The sequence below is a fragment of the Streptomyces sp. NPDC005266 genome (assembly GCF_040607655.1).
GTDB lineage: Bacteria > Actinomycetota > Actinomycetes > Streptomycetales > Streptomycetaceae > Streptomyces.
In genome coordinates this window covers 1-18,982 of sequence record NZ_JBEXHC010000018.1, presented here as the reverse complement: position 1 = coordinate 18,982, position 18,982 = coordinate 1, and the positions used below count along the sequence as shown (strand labels likewise).

The window sequence follows — 18,982 nt, the reverse complement described above, 5'->3', positions numbered from 1 at the left end:
CATTCTCGGCAAGCGCAGCCCTTCTTCACGAAGCCGGTGTCGTCGAGGATCAACACGCCGTTCGGCGTGCCGAGTTGTTCTGCGATGTATGCCAGGAGGTCGTCGCGCAGGCCGTCAGCGTCCCACCGGCTGTGGGAGAGCAGGTGCTGCAGGCCGTGTGGGGTGGCATGGCCGGCGTACTCGGCGAGTTGCCAGCTGTTCTTTCGGCCGACCGGGCCGAGCAGTCCGCGGACGTAGTCTCGCATCCTCCGCCGGGACTCCACCCGGGAGAAGCGGGCTCCGGTGCGCAGGAAGAGTTCTTCGAGTTCCAGGTCCCAAGCATTCGTTGGTACGTCGTGGATCATGAGAACGGACTGCTCGTCGCGCTGTCACTGCATGCGGCGCGGACACACGTTGGTGGGACGACCTGTCCAAGACCGTCCCGCGCATGCCCAACCCCCGCTACACTCCCCACCGCCAAGCCGTTGACCAGCAGAAATACAGAAGTCCGGCTGGAGTACTAACTCGCCTGCAGGACAGAGTCGGCGCGGCCGGGAACGCCCGCCACGAATGCCCTCTTGTGTGCGGTGAGCGACTGATCTCAACCGGGCCGCGCGAGGGATGCGGCCCCCTCCCGTCCCCGCGCGGCCCGCCCCCTGTCACCCGCCCCGCCGCGATGCGGCCCGGCCAGCGGCGTCGGCCGGGCGGGCAGTAACCGTCGCCCGCCCCCGAGCAGCGCCGCACCCCACCCCGCGAGACGACCTCAATCGCCGCGATGAGCGTACGGGCATCGAAGGGACCGTCGATGTCCATGTCCTCTTCGGCGCTCACCATGAGGTCAGGGCGGCGCATGACGCCCTCGGGCTCGTCCTCCACATCGGGCTCGCCGTCACCGGCCAGGCGCATACCTTGGGCAGCCAACTCCCAGGCCCGGCGGACCAGTCCCGACGAGGCCGCCGTGGCGCAGCGCGTTCACGGACCCGGAGCGGCTGACGCGTGGATGGGCCCGGTGAGGGTGGCCAGCCTCCGCCCGGTGGCTCCGGTACGGGTGACGAGGATCTCGGCGGCGATGGACAGTGCCGTCTCCTCGGGTGTGCGGGCACCGAGGTCCAGGCCGATCGGTGAGGCGAGCCGGGCCAGTTCGGCCTCGGTGACACCGGCCTCGCGCAGCCGGTCGAAACGGTCGTCGTGGGTCCGCCGGCTGCCCATCACCCCGATGTACCCAGCCGGCGTGCGCAGCGCGGTGAGCAGCAGTGGTACGTCGAACTTGGGGTCGTGGGTGAGGACGCACACCACCGTGCGCTCGTCGACCTCGGTGGCGGCGAGGTAGTCGTGCGGCCAGGCCCGCACCACCTCGTGGGCGTCCGGGAACCGCTTGCGGGTGGCGAACACCGGGCGGGCGTCGCACACCGTGACCCGGTAACCCAGATGGGCGCCGATCCGGCTGAGCGCGGCGGCGAAGTCGATGGCGCCGAACACCAGCATCCGCGGGGGCGGGGCGAAGGACTGCACGAGGACGTGCACCTCGTCCATCCGCCGCTGCCCTTGTGCCCCGTAGTGCTTGGCGCCGCTCACGCCCTGCGTGAGCATGCTGCGGGCGTCGTCGGCGACCGCCGCGTCCAGCTCCGGGTCACCGAGTGTGGCCCTGGTGCGTTCCGGCCAGACGTACAGCTGTGCCCCGAGCGGCGCGCCGCCGCCGGTGACCGTTGCCACCGCGACGGGCTCCGTCCGGTCGAGCGAGCCGAGGACCGCGCCGAGGGGTGAGTCCGGCCCGACCCGCTGCACCAGGACCTCGAGGGTGCCGCCGCAGGTCAGGCCCACCGAGAAGGCATCCTCGTCGCCGATGCCGTAGGTCTCCAGCTGAGGTCGCCCGGTCTCCAGCACCTCTGTGGCGGCCTGGTAGACCGCGCCCTCGACGCAGCCGCCGGAGACGCTGCCCACGGCCTCGCCCGCTCCGTTCACCGCCATCACCGCCCCGGGGAGGCGTGGCGCGCTGCCGCGTACCGCGACCACGGTGGCCAACGCGAACGCGGTTCCCTCCTCGTGCCACTGGAGCAACTGTGACAGCACGTCACGCATGGGTGTTCGTCCTCCGATCGCCGTCATGGGGTGGGCCGCCGGGCGGTGGGCGGGCGGCGGTGCGGCTACGCCGCGTCGGTCACGGCGGTGCGGCCCGCGCGGCGGCCGAAGACGGACCCCGAGGTGAGGCCCGAACCGCCGGGGTAGTTGAAGTAGAACAGACCGCCGACCAGCTCACCGGCCGCGTACAGACCGCTGATCGGGCGCCCGGCCCGGTCCAGCACCCGGGCCTGCGGGTCGATCCGCAGTCCGCCGAAGGTGAAGGTGATGCCGCAGGTGACCGGGTACGCCTTGTACGGCGGCGTGTCCAGGCGCTGCGCCCAGTTGGACTTCGGCGGGGTGATGCCGGTGGTGCCGCTGCCGTCCTTGACGGTGGGGTTGAAGGTGGCGTTGCCGGTGACGGCCGCGTTGTACTCCTCGACCGTGCGCACGAACTCGGCCTCGTCGATCCCGAGCGCCTTGGCCAGATCCTCGACGGTGTCGGCCTCGACCTTGGTGATGCCGACGGAGCGGTACTCCTCCGGGCGCAGCAGCGGCTCCGCCTTGGCGTCGAAGACCTGGACGGCGGTGCTGCCGGGCTGCTTGAGGATCTCGGCGCCGTACTTGGCGTAGGTGTAGTTGCGGAAGTCCGCGCCCTCGTCGAGGAACCGCCGGCCCTCGGTGTTCACCACGATGCCGAACGGGTAGCCACCGCGGGTGAGCTGGTTGGTCAGCTCCAGGTCGCCGGTCGGCGGCGCCTCGGCGTCCCAGGCCACCGAGTGGCAGCCGCTCCAGTTGCCGTACGGCTGGGCACCCGCGTCGAGCGCCATGGTGAGGCCGTCGCCGGTGTTGTACGGGGTGCCGCGCACCAGCGCCATGTCCCAGCCGGGGCCCAGGTGGGCGGCCCGCATCTGCGGGTTGGCCTCGAAGCCGCCGCAGGTCAGGATGGTGCTGCGGGCGTGCAGCTCCCGGACGGTGGAGCCATCGGCGACGAGCACGCCGCGCACCTCGCCGTGGTCGCCGGTCACCAGGCCGGTGACGTTGGCGTCGTAGCGGACCTCGATGCCGGCGGCGTCGGCCGCGGCCTGGTGCTGGGAGATCATGCCCTTGCCGCCGCCGACCACGCCGAGCGCGAGGCCGCCCCAGAAGCGGAACCGGCCGTCGTTCTCGTAGGCCTGCCGGTGGAACATCAGCTCGAAGCGGAGGCCGAGGTCGTGCAGCCAGGACATGATCTCACGGGACTCGTCGACCAGGATCTGGGCGAGCACCGGGTCGGTGCGGTTGCGGGTGACCCGCTGCAGGTCGGCGAGGAAGTCGGCGGCGGAGTACGGGGCGAGGTCGACCCGGTCGAGCCGCTGCTCCGCGGGGTCGTCCAGGAGCGGCCGCAGATCCGCGAGGCCGCCGTGGGTGGTGCGGACCGCGCCCGCGGTGAAGTACGAGTTGCCGCCGGCCCACTGCTTCGGCGCCTTCTCCAGCAGCAGGACGCGCGCGCCCTGCTGCTGTGCCGAGTGCGCCGCGGAGAACCCGGCGTTGCCGCTGCCCACGACGATGACGTCCCACTCTTCGGCCATGATCTCCCTCTCCACGAATGTCGTACGGCCGCACCGGTCCATGCCGGGACCGGAGGCCGTGAGTACCTGAGTTTGTCGATGCGGGGCCGGCGGGCCTACTCCCGCGGCACGAGGACGAGCCGGCCGGGCGCCGCGCGCTCGGCGACCATCGTCAGTGCCCGCCGCCACTGCGAGAGCGGCAGCGCGGTGCTGGGCGGGGCCTTGATGGCCCCGGCGGTGTAGAACGCGAACAGCTCGCGGTAGCACTCCGCCATCAGGTCGGGGCGCCGCCTGCGGTAGTCGCTGATCTGCAGCCCCGACACCTCGATGTTCTTCAGCAGCGTGTAGTTCACCTTGAGGGTCGGGATGCGCCCGGCGGCGAAACCCACGACCACCAGTCGACCCCGCCAGGCGATCGAGCGGATCGCGCCGTCGAACGGGTCGCCGCCCAGCGGGTCGATCACGATGTCCACGCCGGCCCCGTCGGTGGCGGCGAGGACCTGTTCCTTGACGCTCTCCCTGAGGTCCGGCCGGGACAGGTCCACCACGCCGTCGGCGCCGGCCGCACGTACCGCGGCGGAACCGTCCGGCGACGACGTCCCGGCCAGGACCAGGCCCGCGCCCATCGCCTTGGCGAGCTGGACCGCGGCCCCGCCGACCGCCCCGCCGGCGCCCAGCACCAGCACCGACTCGCCGGGCTGGATGCGCGCCCGCTCCCGCAGCGCCATCCAGGCGGTGTCGAAGGCCAGCGAGATCGCGGCGGCGTCGGCGAACGGCATCGCGTCGGGCAGCCGGTACACCTGCCGGTGGTCGGCTGTCACCAGCTCCGCGTACCCGCCGTATTCGGCCATCGCCAGTACCCGGTCGCCGACGGCGAGATGGCTCACCCCCTCACCGAGGGCTTCCACCACCCCGGCGGGCCCCTTGCCCGGGGTGTAGGGGAGCTCCGGCTTGAACTGGTACGCGCCGGTCAACGTCACCAGATCGACGTAGTTGACGGGCGCCGCCTCGATCCTCACGAGCACCTCGCCCGCCGCGGGGACGGGATCGGGGGTCTCCTGGAGGGCGGCGCTGTAGGACGGGCCCAGCTCGTCCACCATCACCGCGCGCATACGGCCTCACCTCCGGTCTCGGGTCCGCGCTCGGCGCGGGGCGGGGCGAAGGTGCTGAAGGTGCCCCGTCCGGCCGCGACGAGCGCGCCGGAGGCATCGAGCACCTCCACATCGGCCCGGGCGACGGAGCGGCCGGCCCGGAGCACCTTCCCCTTGGCGGTCAGCGGGGCGCCGGCGGCGGCCCTGAGGTAGTCGATCCGCAGATCGACGGTGGGGGACACCCGGCCGGTGCGCACGGCGACAGCGGCGTGCGCCGTGATGTCGACGAACGACGCGAGGACCCCGCCGTGAAAGAAGTCGCTGTCCCGGGCGAGGCGGAACTCGGGGCGGTACGGCAGCCGGACGACCACGGTGCCCTCGTCCGCGTCCGCCGCGACGGCCTGGGGCCGCAGGAAGTCGTGGTACGGGCAGCGGGCCAGCTCGGTCTCCAGCCGGTCCAGGGCGGCGGCGGTCACGCGTTCACCGCCGGTGCCTTGAAGCGGACCGGTGTCGGCACCGCCCGCCCGTCCTCGACCTGCGCCACCAGGTCGCGCTTGGAGACCTTGCCGGACGGCAGCAGGGGGATCTCCGCCAGCCGCAGGAAGTACTCCGGCATGTCGTACTTGGACAGCCCGAGGGTGTCCAGGTGGACCAGGAGCTCGTCGGGCTCGACCTCGTGACCGGGCTTCACCGTGACGACCAGGCAGACCTTCTCGCCGAGCCGGTCGTCGGGCACCGGGATGACGGCCGCCTTGGCCACGGCCGGGTGCCGGGTGACCAGGTTCTCGATCCGGGCCGGGAAGATGTTGTGGCCGCCCCGGATGATCACGTCCTTCTTGCGGCCGGTGATCCTGATGTAGCCCGCCTCGTCGACCCAGCCCAGGTCGCCGGTCATGAACCAGCCGGAGGAGTTGAAGGACTCCTCGGTTGTCGCCTGGTCGTCGAAGTAGCCGAGCATCAGGGAGGCGCCCCGGCCGCCGATCTGGCCGACCTCGCCCGGTGGCAGCTCTCGGTCCGGGTCCTCGCGCGAGAAGATCCGCGCCTCGTGCCCGGCGCAGGGCCGGCCGGAGGACTCGACGATCAGCCGGGGCGGGTCGTCGGGCCGGGTGTAGTGGTGCGACCCCGCCTCCGTCATGCCGTATCCGCTCTGCGGCACGATCCCGTGCGCCAGCAGTCCCTCGGCCACCACCGGGGTCATCGCGGCGCCGGAGACCCGGAAGCCCTTCAGGGCGGGGAGGCCGGGCGCCCCGGGCCGCCGCAGCTCCGCCAGCAGGTCCATGGCGTGGGTGGGCACGCCGAACAGGAAGGTCGCCCCGGTCTCCCGCAGCCGCTCCAGCATGCTCGCGCCGCGCGGCAGGTCGTGCACCACCAGCCGCCCGCCCCCGGTCAGCGCCATGATCATGGCACCGAATCCGAGGTTGTGGCTCAGCGGGGAGGCCGAGTACACCACCATGTCCTGGTCCAGCGACCAGTCCTCGGCCAGCGCCCGCGCCGGGGCGAGCAGGGTGTTGTCCGAGTGCATCACGCCCTTGGGCCGGCCCACCGTCCCGGAGGTGAAGGCGAGGTAGACCACCGAGTCCGGGTCTCGCCAGACCTCCTTGGGCGCCGCGGGGGCGGGCAGTTCGGCGAGCACCGGGCGGCCGGCGGCGTGCTCGCCGAGCGGTTCCAGCCGCAGTACGTACCGCAGGCTGTCGACCTCGCCCAGCCGCCCGAACAGGTCGCGCCGGTCGGCGTCGGCCCCGTAGCCGTCCTCGGCTATCAGCGCGGAGGCCCGCATCCGCCGCAGCACCTCGACGATGTCCGCGACGGTGTGGTCCCGGTGCAGGGACGGGGAGACGACATAGCCGTTGCGCGAGCAGGCCAGTACGGCGACCGCGGTCTCGATGCGGCTGGGCAGCCAGACCGCGACGCGCTGGCCCGGCCGCACCCCGCCCGCGTCCAGCGCCCCGGCCAGGCGGTCGGCCGCGTCGAGCAGATCCCGGTAGGTGACGGAGCGGAAGCGCTCCTGGATCGCGATCGCGTCGGGCCGGAGCTCGGCCTGGGCCCGCACCATCGAGTGGATCGTGTCGTCCCGCCAGTGCCCGGCCGCGTAGAAGGCGCGCAGCCGTTCTCCGCTCAGCAGGGTCAGCATCGTATGGGTCATGCGGTGTGTCTCCGACTTCTGTCTGTCCAGGGGGTCGTGCCGAGCAGCCGACGGCTCGGCTCCGGTGCGGGGTGGCGGGGTGTCATGTCACCGTGCCGTGGCGGACTCGCGGCCGGTGATGCGGCGGAGGAACCGGCCGACGGCCCTGGCCATCGCCCAGAACAGCAGGGACAGCCCGCCGACCGGTGCGGCGGCGGTGTCCTGCGGGGCCGGCTGCCCGGCCGCCGCGGTGCCCGGCCCGGCCGACGAGTCGGCGGCGATCTTGGCCTCCAGCCGCTGGGCGAAGTCGCGGGAGAGCCGCTGGGAGACGTCCTTCATGACGCCCCGGCCGAACTGGGCGATCCGTCCGGTCACCCGCAGGTCCTGCTCGATGGCCACCTGGGTGCCGCCCTCGGGGGAGTCCGTGAGGCGGGCGACGACCTGGGCGTTGGCCCCGCCCTTGCCCTGCTTGTCCTTGGCGCTGCCGGAGATGGTGATGGCTCTGGCCGCCTCGTCGCGGGACTCGATGACCGCCGTCCCCTGGAGGTTCAGCCCGAGCGGGCCGACCTTGAGCGTCACCTGGCCCAGGTATTCGTCCTCCGAGATCTTCTCCACGATCTCCGCGCCGGGAACGCAGGTGACGACCTCGTCGACGTTGAGGAGGTACTCCCAGACCTTCTCCACGGGCGCGTTGACGTGGAATTCGGATTCGATGCGCATATGTCTGCCTCCACTGTGCTCAAGGCGGGTCGGTGCCGGCCGGGGCGGCGGGCTGTCGGGGTGGCGGGGCGGTGCCCGGCGGGTCAGGGCACCCGGATGCCGGGTTCGGGGGTGCGCTCGGCCGGCTCCGTGTGCAGGGTCAGTCCCTGCCCCTTGGTCTCCGGGCCGAGGATCAGGGTGAGCAGCAGCACCAGGCCGACCACGGCCGAGGTGACGCCGAAGGCGCCGACCAGGCCGAGCACGGGCCACAGGACGCTGCCGAGCAGGATGGGGGCGAGGCTGGCCGCGATCCGGCTGATCGCGGAGGCCCAGCCGAACCCGGTGGCCCGCAGCAGGGTCGGGTAGATCTCGGGGACGTAGACGTAGAGCGTGGCGATCAGCAGCTGGACGGAGAAGCCGTAGACGGCCAGCCAGACCGCCGCGTCGCGGCCGACGTCCAGCCACAGGGCGAACATGACGATCCCGCCCGCCGAGCCCAGTCCGCCGACCAGGAGCCCGCTCTTGCGGCCGAGGACGTCCACCAGCCACGCCGAGAGCAAGGTGCCGATGACGCCGGCACCGGTCATCAGGGTGGTCTTCAGGAAGGCCGCATAGCGGCCGAGTCCCTCACCGACCAGAATGGATGGCATCCAGTTCAGCACACCGTAGTAGAGGAAGAACACGGTGATGAAGAGCCCCCAGATCAGCATGGTGTTCTTCCAGCTGAATTTCCAGATGTCGCCGAGCCGGCTGACGAACACCATGGGGGACAGTCGCGATTCGTCGTTGAGCTGCGGGCTCCGCCATTCCTGAACCGGAGCGCCGGTGCGGCGCACCAGGTCATCGATGACCGCGCGTGCCTCGGCCTCCCGATTGCGCCGCAACAGGAAGAGCGGCGATTCAGGAATTCCTCTGCGGATCCACACCGCCAGCACGGCGGGGATGACCATCAGGCCGAGCATGAGCCGCCAGTCCTCCAGCGGCAGCATCAGGGTGGAAATCAGGCCGCACAGGGTGGCGCCCAGCGGGAACGCGATGCCCATCAGCGCCATGACGCGGCCGCGGACCTTGCGCGGGGTGAACTCCGAGACCAGGGAGTAGTCCACCGGCAGGCATCCGCCCAGGCCGGTGCCCTCGATGAAGCGCGCGAGGAGCAGGATCTCGAAGTTGGGGGAGAGCGCGCAGGCCAGCGAGGCGACCCCGTAGACCAGCACGGTGAGCATGAACACCCGCTTGCGGCCGATCACGTCGGCGACCGTGCCCCACGCGAACGCGCCCACCGCCATGCCGGCCAGCCCCGCCGCGCCGAACAGGCCGAGCTGTGCGGCGCTGAGCAGCATGTCGGCCTTCAGCAGCGGCAGGACATAGCCGGCCAGGACGACGTTCCATCCGTCGAAAAGCAGGCCGAGTCCGGCCAGTAGTGCGATCTTGCCGTGAACGCGCCATCTCCATGGCAGTTCCTGAATTATTTCATCGCCGGTACGCACAAGTACACCCGACCTCTCCTGGAGATTGGTCCGGCCTTTCGGGCCTGTGAGCGAATTCCGCTTTCTTCCCCTCGCCATGCGATTCTGGGGCGGTGCTGATTTCGGGCGGTACGGTCGGCAGCCGTTTTATGAAACGTCGTCCGGCGGCCATTTCGTGTGACTGTATACAGCGGTATACAGCGCGGTCAATCCTTCAGTGAGGAGAATCTTCCGGAGAATCTTCAGGGAATCAGAGACGGTCGAAGAGGTCCTGCACCGCGTCCGGATCGGTGGTCCGGGTGAGCGCCAGCGCGAGCAGGACCTTGGCCTTCCAGGGCTGCAGGCTGTCCGCCGCCACCGCCCCGCGGGCACGCAGGGATGGCGACGGCGGGATGCGGCCGGAGCCCACCCGGGAGCTCTGGCACACCACGACGCCGGCCGCGGCGGCCCGGTCCAGCGCCGCGTCCTCGGCGGGCGTCGGCCGGCCGCCGCCGGTGCCCGCGCTCACGATGCCGCGCGCCCCCGCGGCCACGGCCGCGTCGACGAGGGCGCCGTCGGCTCCCACATAGGAGGCGACGACATCGACCCGCGGCAGATCGTCGAGACCCGCCAGGTCGAACCGCGGACGGTCCGGGCCGGCCCGCAGATGGCGGTGGTAGAAGACCACCCGGCCGTCGGCGTCGGCATAGCCCAGCGGCCCCAGATCGGGCGCCTGGAAGGCCTGCACCCGGAACGGCGCCGTCTTGGTGACGTCCCGCGCCGAGTGGATCGTGTCGTTGGCGACCACCAGCACGCCGTGGCCGCGCGCCTGCGGGGACGCCGCCACCTGGACGGCGCGCAGCAGGTTGAGCGGGCCGTCGGGGCTGAGCGCCGAGGGCGGCCGGATCGCGCCGACCAGGACCACCGGCTTCGGCGAGCGCAGCGCGAGATGGAGGAAGTAGGCCGTCTCCTCCAGGGTGTTCGTCCCATGGGTGAGGACGACGCCGGCGTAGTCGTCGCCGGCCAGCAGCGCCTCCACCGTCCGGGCCAGCTCCAGCCAGTCCCGGATGGTCAGCGCGGAGCTGGACAGCCGCCGGAACGGTTTCTCCTCGACCGCGGCGAACTCGCCCGACTCCGGTACGGACGCGACGAGTCCGCCGTCGGGCAGCCGCTCACCGGTCTCGTAGTACCAGGCCAGGTCCAGCCGGGAGGCGCCCACCGAGTCGATGGTGCCGCCGGTCTGGATGAGGGCGACGCGGGGGCGGGCGGTCACCGGACCACCCCGCCCTCGCCCGGAGCGCCCTCGCCCGGAGCGCTCTCACCCGGAGCGCCCTCGGCCGTGCGGCACCACTGGACGATCTCACCGGGCGTGGCCAGCCACGCCCCGCCGTCCGCGGCGATGTGCCGCAGCGCCTCCTCGACCGCGCCGGCCCGGAACGCCTGACCGGAGACCCAGGGGTGCAGATGCAGCGCGAGCACCCGGCCCGAGGCCGCGGCGTCCCGGCACAGCACGTCGTACGCCTCCCGCAGGCCGCGGCCGTAGTCCGCGGGCGGGACCTCGCGCAGGAACATCGCGGCCAGATCGCTCAGCTCCCACGACAGCGGGAACGCCCACAGGCCGTCGGCCGTGCCGCGCAGCGGGTACGGCTGCTCGTCGTTGCCCCAGTCGGCGACGTAGTCCAGGCCCGCCCGCGCCAGCAGCGCCGGGGTGCGCGCCGACTCGCTGTGCTCGGGGCTGAGCCAGCCCGACGGGCGCACCCCGAGCGCGGCCTCCAGCCGGTCCAGGGTCAGCCGGATGTAGTGGGCCTCCTCCGGCTCGGTCATCCGGCTGGTCAGCGGCCGACTGGCGCTGAGGCCGCCGGCGAGGAACTCCGCGGCCGCGGGCCGCAGATGGCCCGTCAGCGGCCCGTACTCCTCGGCGGTCAGCACATCGACGGCGACGGCGGGCGCGATGCCCAGCCGCCCCAGGATCCGCAGCAGCCGGAAGACCCCGACCCGGTGGCCGAACTCCCGGTGCGACATGCGGGGGAAGTCCGGGGACGGCGCCACACCGCGTCCGCCGGGCGGCGGGACGGGGGTGGCGTGCCGCGGGTCGTCCCACTCCGCGGCCCGCAGATCCAGGACGACGCTGACCGCCACCTTCGCGCCGCCCGGCCACCGCAGCGGGGGCCGGGCCGGCAGCGGCAGCCAGGAGTACCAGCCGTGGTCGTAGCCGGGTTCGGCACCGCGGGTGCCGGTGGCGTCCGTGACGTTCGGCGTCCGCTCGGCCGCCGCCCGCCCCGTCGCTGTCCGCTCACTCATGGCGGCCCCCACAACTCTCCCTCAGATCCGCGTCGTAGTGGTGGCGCAGATAGTGGTCCACGATGTCGCTCGCCGTCGCGATCCACACGTCGTCGCGGGCTCGCAGATGGGCCAGGACCCGGTCCAGGTGCCCGATGCGGTGCGGCTGGCCGATGGTGAAGGGGTGCAGCGGCAGGCACATCATCCGGCCCGCGCCGTCCTCCTCCCCGTACAGCCGCTCGAACTGGGCGATGCACCGGTCGGCGTAGGCGCTCCCCTCGACGTGGGAGCGCATCAGCAGCGGGGCGTCGTTGAGTTCGTAGCTGTAGGGGAGCGCCACCATCCGCTCGCCGCCGGCGGTCAGCAGGGGCGAGGGCCGTTCGTCGTGCACCCAGTCGGCGTGGTACCGCATGCCGGCCTCGGCCATCAGGTCCGGGGTGTGCCGGTTGCCGGTGATGTTCGGGCCGAGCATGCCGCTGAAGCGGCGGCCGGTGTGCCGCTCCAGCGCCCGGTTGCACGATTCCAGGAACTCCCGCTCCCGCTCCCGGTCCATACCGGTCAGATAGCGGGTGTTGTACAGGCCGTGGCTCATCAGGTCCCACGACCGCTCGGCCATCGCCGCCGCGATCTGCGGATAGTGGTCCAGGACCGCGACGTTCAGCGAGACGGTGGCCGGGACCTCGTAGCGGTCGAGGACCTCGGCCATCCGCCAGAACGCGACCCGGTTGCCGTAGTCGTGGTAGGCGTACTTGCGCACGTCCGGGTGGGGAGTGCGCGGGTACGGGTCCACCGCGCCGGCGGGCGGGAGGTACTCGTAGTGCTCGATGTTGGGCACGACCCAGACGGCGATCCGCGCCCCGCCGGGCCAGGCAATCGGCGGACGGTCCACGATCGGCGCGTAGGGCAGCCGGTCGTGGACCGGGTCGAAGGGGCGTTCGTGCGGGTACGCCGCCGCGGCGCCCGTCCCGTTCCCGCCCGCGGTCATGCGCGCGGCGGGCAACCGCCCGCGCGGCCGCCGCAGGCGCTGACCGCCTCCTTGATGCTCGCGTAGCAGCCGCAGCGGCACAGGTGCCCCTGCAGTCCGTCCACGATCTCCTGGTCGCTGAGCTGCCGGCCCCCGGCGGACTCGAGCAGCGCGTGGCCGCTCATCAGGAAACCGGGGGTGCAGAACGAGCACTGGAACGCCTGCTTCTCGATGAACTGCCGCTGCAACTCGGTGAGCTGGCCCTCGTCGGCGAGCCCCTCCGCGGTCTGCACGCTGCGGCCCTCGACCGCGTACAGCGGCAGGATGCAGGTGCTCACCGGTTCGCCGTCGAGCAGCGCGGTGCAGGTCCCGCAGACCCCCAGACCGCAGGTCTCGCGCACGCTGAACAGGCCGTTCGCCCGCAGGACCGTGCTCAGCGCGGCGGCGGGGTCCCCGGTGAGGGCTGTCTGGACGCCGTTCACCACGCAGGTGACGGAGATCTCGTCGCTGTTCTGGTCCATGGCGTCCATTACGGCTTCCTCGCTCGCAGAACTCGTTCGGGGGTGATGGGCAGGGAGCGCACCCGGCCGCCGACGGCCGCGTTCACCGCGTTGCCGATGGCCGCGATCACCGGGGGCAGAACCGTTTCGCCTAGGCCGTGGATGTTGCCCGGGGCGTCGTCCTCCAGGTACTCGATCTGCAGGACCTCGGGCAGGTCGTCCATGGCGGGGATCGAGTAGTCCGACAGGTTCGGGTTGGTCAGGACGCCGTCGTCGTAGACCAGTTCCTCGTACAGGGTGTGGCCGATCCCGAAGAGCGCGCTGCCGTGCATCTGCATGTCGGCGAGCTTGGGGTTGACGACCTGCCCGGCGTGCGCGATCACGTGCAGGTGCTTGACGTAGACCTTGCCGGTGTCGAGGTCCACCTCGACCTCCGCGCCGGCCGCGCCCTGGTGCCAGTGGTCGCTGGCGACGCCCTGGCCCGTTTCGGCGTCGAGTCCGCCGGTCGTCCGGACCTCGCCGTGGCCGCTGATGCTGCCGGTGCGGGTGCGCCAGAAGACGTCCTGGACGGTGAGCCGGGTGGCGGGGTCCGAGCGGAGCGCCACCGCGCCCTCGGTGAGGACGAGGTCCTCCGGAGCGGCCCCCAGCAGGTCCGCCGCGAGCGCCAGCAGTCTGTCGCGGATCATCTCCGCGGCCTGGACCAGCGCACCGCCCATGGCCCGGGTGGTGCGGCTGGAGCTGGTGGTCTGGTCGTAGGGGGTGTAGTCGGTGTCCGGTGCGGTGACGTTGACCGCCTCGATGGGGATGCCGAGCGGGCCGGCGGCGATCTGCGCCAGGACGGTGTGCGCGCCCTGGCCCATCTCCACGGAGGAGGTCAGCACCTGGAGGCTGCCGTCGGCGTCCAGGCGCAGCGACGCGTGGGAGGTCGACGGGGTGATCGTGGACTTCAGGATCACCGCCAGGCCCTTGCCCCGGACGCGGTTGCCCTCCACCTCGCGGCGCCGGTCGGCCGGCCAGCCGATGGCGGAGGCGCTACGGTCGAGCAGCTCCTCCCAGGTGGCCTCCTCCATTACCTCGCCGGTGGCGAAGCGCTCGCCCTCCCGCAGCAGGTTCCGGCGGCGGAACTCCACCGGGTCCAGGCCGAGTGCGTCGGCCAGCTCGTCCATCTGCTGCTCGTACGCCCAGGCCGCCTGCGACACCCCGTAGCCCCGGTAGGCGCCGGCGGGCGGCAGGTTGGTGTACACGGCGTAGGAGTCCACCCGGACGTGGGGGATGGCGTACGGGCCGACGCAGCTGTAGCCGCCGTTCTTGATCAGCCGCGGGCTGATGTCGGCGTAGGCGCCGCCGTTGAAGTAGGCCTTCACCTCGCGGGCGACCAGCCGCCCGTCCTTGGTGACGCCGGTGCGCAGATGGATGCGGGCGGCGTGCTTGGTGATGGAGATGAACTCCTCCTCGCGCGTCAGCACGAGCTTCACCGGACGCTTGGCCTTCCATGCCAGCGCGGCGGTGACCGGCTCGAACTTGGCGTAGGTCTTGGCGCCGTATCCGCCGCCCAGCGGGGGCACGGTGACCCGGACGTCCGAGGCCGGCAGGCCGAACATCTCGCTGAGGCTGTCGCGGACGGCGAAGGGCGCCTGCGTCGAGCTGATCACATGGAGCCGGCCGTCCTTGAAGGAGGCTATGACCACGTGCGGTTCCATGGGGACGTGCTGGACCGCCGGGCTCTCGTAGACGTTCTCCATGATCAGGTCGGCGGCGGCGAAGCCGGCCTCGACGTCGCCGGTGCGCAGCTGGAACTTGGTGCAGATGTTGCCTTCGCGCCCGACCAGGTTGATGTCCGAGTAGGAGCGCTCGCGCGGCGGCGGCGGGGCGTCGTGGACCTGCTCCGCCCCTTCGGCGAGGGCCTCGTCCACGGTGGTCACGAAGGGCAGCTCTTCGTACTCGACCTCGATCATGTGCAGTGCGGCCGCCGCGGCCTCCTCGGTCTCGGCCGCCACCGCTGCCACCGGGTCGCCCACGAACCGCACCTTGTCGCGGCAGAGCACGGGCTGGTCGCGGATGACCGGCCCGTGGTGGCCGGCCGGCCCGCCTGGCTGGTCGAGGTCGGCCGCCGTCAGCACGGCGACCACGCCGGGCATCTTCTCCGCCGCCGACACGTCCACGGAGCGGATCCGGGCGTGCGGGACCGTGCTGCGCATCAGCTTGGCGAAGACCATGCCGGGCACTTCGGCGTTGAGCGCGTAGCCGACCGTGCCGGTGACCCGCGCCTTCGCCTCGAACATGTCCACGGACCGGCCCACAGTGGTGCCGCTCATAGTCTCGACGCTCCGTTCTCCCCGCTGCTGGACACCGTCTCCAGGGCACGGCGGACGAGCACCGTCGTGAGGTGCTTGCGATAGTCCGCCGATCCCCTGACGTCGTCGATGGGCTCGATGGCCGCGCCGTAGGCGGCGCCGACCTCCTGCCACAGGCCGCCGTCGGGCCTCGCGCCCCGGCAGTCGTCTGTCACCGATGGCAGGGTGAAGGGTGTCGGCGTGGCGCCCGAGACCGCCACCCGGACCTCGGTGAGACGGCCCGAGAGGTCGGTGTCGACATAGGCCGCCACGCCGACGCAGGGCCGGTCCTCGGCGCTTCGGCTGACGTACTTGAGGTAGGTCGTGCGCGCCGTCGGCGACGGGCGGGGAACCTCCACCTCGGTCACCAGCTCGTTGTGTTCCAGCGCGTTCTCGTAGTAGTCGACCAGGAATTCGGACAACGGCAGAACCCGCTGCGACCCGGTGCTCGCGATATGCACCCGGCAGCCGAGCGTGGTCAGCACAGCCGGCGGGTCCGAGGCGTAGTCGCTTTCGCTGAGGTTTCCGCCGATGGTGGCGCGCTGCCGGACGCGGTGGTTCGCGACGAGACCGAGCGTCGCGGTCAGGGTCGGCAGTGACCGGCGCAATTCGGGACAGCTCTGCATCTTTTTCAGTGAAGTCAGCGCGCCGAGCCGGATCGCGCCTTCCGAATCGGCGTGTATGTAGTCCAGTTCGGTCAGACGCTCAAGGGCGATCAACTGCTCCGGGAGCAGCAGGCCATTGCGCATCATGATCATCAGTGCTGTTCCACCGGCGATCACTTTGGATTCGTCGCCGGTTTCGTCCAGCAGCCGGAGAGTCGCCGCAACGGACTGCGGCTTACGGACTCGCATGTCACCTCCCAAGCAAGGGGTCCCCGATGTATACAGAGGTATGCAGGGATGACGCAAGACCCTGTCTCGAGCGGTTCATCCGCAGTTGGGCGGGTGTGCGGTCGTGACTGTCCGGGTCCCCCGGCGCGAGTCTGCAGAGATCTGGGGGAGACTGGCCAGGTCAGCGAAGGTGGCCCACGACGGGCGGTTGCGCTGTCGAGGGTTCGCCGGGCCGTGTCGAGAGCAGAGCCCGGTCCGGCCTCGCCGACATGGTCGGGCGGACTGGTGCGGAGATGGCTGTCGCATGCCGGCCGGGGGTAACACTCTCAGCTCGCTTCGTATACGACTGTGTGTGGTTGCGTACCGTCATAGCGATCGGTAATCTGCGCCGGGCGTTGCATTCATGCGCTTCGTTGAGGTGTCTATGACGTCGAAGCGGAGTGCCTGATTCTGGTCACTTTCATGGGGGAGCCGTTATGACCAAAAAAAGGACCAATGACTCAAAGGATGAAAATTCCCCTTACGAGAAAATCAAGCAGGGAATTCTGGACGGTACATTTGCGCCCGGTTCCGCCCTTGTTGAATCGGCGCTCGCGGAATGGTGCGGCGTCAGCCGAACGCCCGTGCGTGAAGCTCTGAGTCGACTGGAACGCGATGGTGTGGTCAACAAGACCGACCGCGGAATGGCGGTGCGGGAGCGGACCCCCGAGGAAATCCTCGACATCTACGAAGTACGCATCGCGCTCGAGGTCACGGCGGCCCGACTCGCGGCGGTGCGGCACACACGTATCGACCAGATCCGCCTCGAACGCCTCATGACGCTGCTGACCGAGACGAGTGACGACGCTCCGGGGGACGTCCTGGCCGAACGGAATCGAGAATTCCATCGCGGCATCTGGGCCGCGAGCCACAACCAGACACTGATCGACGTCCTGGACCGGATCAATCTGCACCTGCTGCGATACCCCGTCACGACCCTGACCACCCCCGGTCGTTGGCAGCAGTCGCTGCGCGAGCACCGTGAGCTGGTCACCGCGGTCATCGCGCGGGACGAGGCGAGGGCCCAGAAGATCGCCGGGGAACACTTCAGCGCGGCGCGCGACATCCGGCTCAAGCTGTGGGAACAGAGCATCGTCTGACGTGTCCCGCTTCCCGGGTTGCCGATGGTTGTCGTGGTGCAGCCCTGCGCTTGCCGAATACCTCGTCCGTGCAGGTCACGCGGCATGTCTGTATTCGTGGAGGATGCCGCCAAGGCGGTCGTGGCGTCGTATGTCGAGGTGGCTTAGCTTGTCTGGATCGTTGATTGGTGTGGGTAGTGGGTGTAGCGGTCGGGCGTTCGCGATGCCCTGGTGCGGTCGATGGGAGTTGTAGGACTCCTCGAACTCTCGCAGGGCGTGGAGTAGGTGGCGTTGGTTCCAGATCAAGGTTCGGTCCAGGAGCTCGTGTCTGCAGGTCTGCACCCTGTGCCGTTCGGAAACTCGTCGTTCCCGGTCAGGCGGCGTATCTGTACTCGTTGATCACGCCGCCGAGTATTCGGGTGCGCAGAACCTGGTGAGCGGACAGGCCGACCATGGACGTCGGGTGCTCCTGGAGGAGGGGAGGGAGCGCCCACGAGCCTGGTGGGGGCGATGACCGTTGTAATGCCGGGCGTAAGCATCGAGGACCTGCCGAGCGTGCGTCTCGTTCCAGATCAAGAGGTGGTCGAGGGCCTCGCGGCGCATGGTGCCGATGACACGTTCGCAGTGCGCGTTCATCCGTGGGGACCGTGGCGCGGTCCTCATGACCTGGATGTCGTCGGCTTTGAAGACCGCGTCGAAGGACTCGGTGTACTTCGCGTCCCGGTCGCGGAGCAGGAAACGCAGCGAGTCCACCCGAATACCCAACTCGACGGCGAGGTTTCTTGCCTGCTGCACCGTCCAGGGGCCGGTGGGATGGGTGGTCACTCCCGCGATGTGCAGTCGGCGTGTGCCGTGCTCGAGGAACACCAGCGCGTACACCCGGCGCAGATCGACCAGGTCGATGTGGACGAAGTCGCAGGCGATGATGGCTTGGGCTTGCGCGGTCAGGAAATCGCGCCATGTCGGACGGCTGCGGCGTGGGGCTGGATCGATGCCCGCCGCGGTGAGAATCTCCCAGATCGTCGTCGAGCCAACCGGGTGTCCGAGCCGGACCAGCTCGCCCTGAATTCTTCGACAGCCCCAACGCGGATTCTCCCTGGCGAGCCGCAGCACCAGAGCCTTCACCGCACCCGCCGTCGAAGGTCTCCCGGGCCTGCGCCGATGCTTGCTGTAGTCCCACTTCCGGGCGATCAGCCTGCGGTGCCACGCCAACAGCGTCGCGGGCGTCACCGGGAACACCTGCGCCCACCGGCGCCGGGGGACCAGCGAGGACAGCGCTGCGAACCACAGCCGGTCCGCATGCTCGTAGCGCACTGGCCTCGTGAGCTGCCTGCGCAGCACCGCATTCTCGTGCCGGAGCACGAGCAATTCCGCGTTCTTGGCTGTGTCCCGGCGTAGCAGCACCGCCGGGACCCTGAGCAGCTTCCGAGTCATCTGGTATACGAGCGAAACGATCACCCGGACAGGGTTCCAGCAGACGGTGATGGCGCGCCAGACCACCCGCGAGCAGGAGGGATGAAGTTTCCGAACGGCACAGGATGGCCCGCAAGCTGCGGACCAAGCCCGGCAAAGCCGCCTACAGCCGCCGCAAGGCCATCGTCGAACCCGTCTTCGGTCAGATCATGACCTGCCAGAACGGCCGCCAGCTCCTCCTGCGCGGCGAAGACGGCGCCCGCGGCGAGTGGCGCCTGCTGGCCGCCTGCCACAACCTCCGCAAGATCTTCGGACACACCGGAACCGCCGGACTCGCCACCATGATCGGCTGATCAGCCGGGCCCCGGCCCCATCCCGCCCCTACCAGACCGCGCACCTGACGGGCAGAACCCCATTCCCACCTCACCAGCGTCGACCGGACGACCGCGACTGATCCCACGCTCACGGCCACCCCGCCAATTGCCTGTTACTGACCCATGCTCCTAGTACTCCAGTGCGGTTTCGTGATCTATCCAGCAGGTTCGTCGGCGGATCGTCGTTGGTAGTGGCTGTGTCGGGCTGTCGCCTGGTGGCGTC

14 protein-coding genes and 4 pseudogenes are annotated in these 18,982 nt (G+C 70.7%); 2 read left to right on the top strand and 16 right to left on the bottom strand.

What is annotated here, in order from left to right:
* Nucleotides 1–17: 17 nt before the first annotated feature.
* The 15 genes and pseudogenes from ABZU99_RS26135 to ABZU99_RS26065 form a co-directional block, all read right to left on the bottom strand.
* A pseudogene (locus ABZU99_RS26135) lies at nucleotides 18–344 on the bottom strand (transposase); the annotation flags it as partial.
* A 385-nt stretch (nucleotides 345–729) separates the two neighbouring features.
* Nucleotides 730–879, bottom strand: a pseudogene (locus ABZU99_RS26130) (Uma2 family endonuclease); the annotation flags it as partial.
* Nucleotides 880–951: 72 nt separating this feature from the next.
* Nucleotides 952–2,058 (bottom strand): XdhC family protein, encoded by a 1,107-nt coding sequence (locus ABZU99_RS26125; RefSeq protein WP_356050411.1) that lies wholly within the window; start codon nucleotides 2,056–2,058, stop codon nucleotides 952–954.
* Nucleotides 2,059–2,123: 65 nt separating this feature from the next.
* Nucleotides 2,124–3,608: an FAD-dependent tricarballylate dehydrogenase TcuA gene (tcuA, locus tag ABZU99_RS26120; RefSeq protein ID WP_356050410.1), complete on the bottom strand. Its 1,485-nt coding sequence runs from the start codon at nucleotides 3,606–3,608 to the stop codon at nucleotides 2,124–2,126.
* Between the two features lie 95 nt (nucleotides 3,609–3,703).
* Nucleotides 3,704–4,699: an NADPH:quinone oxidoreductase family protein gene (locus ABZU99_RS26115; RefSeq protein ID WP_356050409.1), complete on the bottom strand. Its 996-nt coding sequence runs from the start codon at nucleotides 4,697–4,699 to the stop codon at nucleotides 3,704–3,706.
* Nucleotides 4,687–5,154, bottom strand: coding sequence for a PaaI family thioesterase (locus ABZU99_RS26110; protein ID WP_356050408.1), 468 nt, complete (start codon nucleotides 5,152–5,154; stop codon nucleotides 4,687–4,689). The genes ABZU99_RS26115 and ABZU99_RS26110 overlap by 13 nt, the downstream gene beginning before the upstream one ends.
* Nucleotides 5,151–6,821 carry a class I adenylate-forming enzyme family protein gene (locus ABZU99_RS26105; protein ID WP_356050407.1) on the bottom strand — a complete coding sequence of 557 codons (1,671 nt, stop codon included), beginning with the start codon at nucleotides 6,819–6,821 and terminating at the stop codon, nucleotides 5,151–5,153. The genes ABZU99_RS26110 and ABZU99_RS26105 overlap by 4 nt, the downstream gene beginning before the upstream one ends.
* A gap of 87 nt (nucleotides 6,822–6,908) precedes the next feature.
* Nucleotides 6,909–7,520 carry an SRPBCC family protein gene (locus ABZU99_RS26100; RefSeq protein ID WP_356050406.1) on the bottom strand — a complete coding sequence of 204 codons (612 nt, stop codon included), beginning with the start codon at nucleotides 7,518–7,520 and terminating at the stop codon, nucleotides 6,909–6,911.
* Between the two features lie 83 nt (nucleotides 7,521–7,603).
* Complete coding sequence (locus ABZU99_RS26095; RefSeq protein WP_356050405.1) at nucleotides 7,604–8,986, bottom strand: MFS transporter; 1,383 nt, start codon at nucleotides 8,984–8,986, stop codon at nucleotides 7,604–7,606.
* 229 nt (nucleotides 8,987–9,215) lie between these two features.
* Nucleotides 9,216–10,217, bottom strand: coding sequence for an asparaginase (locus ABZU99_RS26090; protein ID WP_356050404.1), 1,002 nt, complete (start codon nucleotides 10,215–10,217; stop codon nucleotides 9,216–9,218).
* Entirely contained in the window at nucleotides 10,214–11,245 is a 1,032-nt protein-coding gene (locus tag ABZU99_RS26085) for a hypothetical protein (RefSeq protein WP_356050403.1), read from the bottom strand. The genes ABZU99_RS26090 and ABZU99_RS26085 overlap by 4 nt, the downstream gene beginning before the upstream one ends.
* Entirely contained in the window at nucleotides 11,238–12,209 is a 972-nt protein-coding gene (locus tag ABZU99_RS26080) for a polysaccharide deacetylase family protein (protein ID WP_356050402.1), read from the bottom strand. The genes ABZU99_RS26085 and ABZU99_RS26080 overlap by 8 nt, the downstream gene beginning before the upstream one ends.
* Entirely contained in the window at nucleotides 12,206–12,718 is a 513-nt protein-coding gene (locus ABZU99_RS26075) for a 2Fe-2S iron-sulfur cluster-binding protein (RefSeq protein ID WP_356050401.1), read from the bottom strand. Before ABZU99_RS26075 ends, ABZU99_RS26080 begins: the two co-directional genes overlap by 4 nt.
* Nucleotides 12,718–15,003 (bottom strand): xanthine dehydrogenase family protein molybdopterin-binding subunit, encoded by a 2,286-nt coding sequence (locus ABZU99_RS26070; RefSeq protein ID WP_356050400.1) that lies wholly within the window; start codon nucleotides 15,001–15,003, stop codon nucleotides 12,718–12,720. The genes ABZU99_RS26075 and ABZU99_RS26070 overlap by 1 nt, the downstream gene beginning before the upstream one ends.
* Nucleotides 15,000–15,875 (bottom strand): FAD binding domain-containing protein, encoded by an 876-nt coding sequence (locus tag ABZU99_RS26065; protein WP_356050399.1) that lies wholly within the window; start codon nucleotides 15,873–15,875, stop codon nucleotides 15,000–15,002. The genes ABZU99_RS26070 and ABZU99_RS26065 overlap by 4 nt, the downstream gene beginning before the upstream one ends.
* 455 nt (nucleotides 15,876–16,330) lie before the next feature.
* Between ABZU99_RS26065 and ABZU99_RS26060 the strand changes: the two genes are divergently transcribed.
* A complete protein-coding gene (locus ABZU99_RS26060) occupies nucleotides 16,331–16,993 on the top strand; it encodes a GntR family transcriptional regulator (protein WP_356050398.1) in 663 nt (220 codons plus the stop codon).
* Between the two features lie 352 nt (nucleotides 16,994–17,345).
* On the opposite strand, the pseudogene ABZU99_RS26055 reads toward ABZU99_RS26060, so the two are convergent.
* Nucleotides 17,346–18,430: pseudogene (locus tag ABZU99_RS26055) on the bottom strand (integrase core domain-containing protein).
* A gap of 77 nt (nucleotides 18,431–18,507) precedes the next feature.
* On the opposite strand from ABZU99_RS26055, the pseudogene ABZU99_RS26050 reads away from it, so the two are divergent.
* Nucleotides 18,508–18,738, top strand: a pseudogene (locus ABZU99_RS26050) (transposase); the annotation flags it as partial.
* Nucleotides 18,739–18,982: the final 244 nt, after the last annotated feature.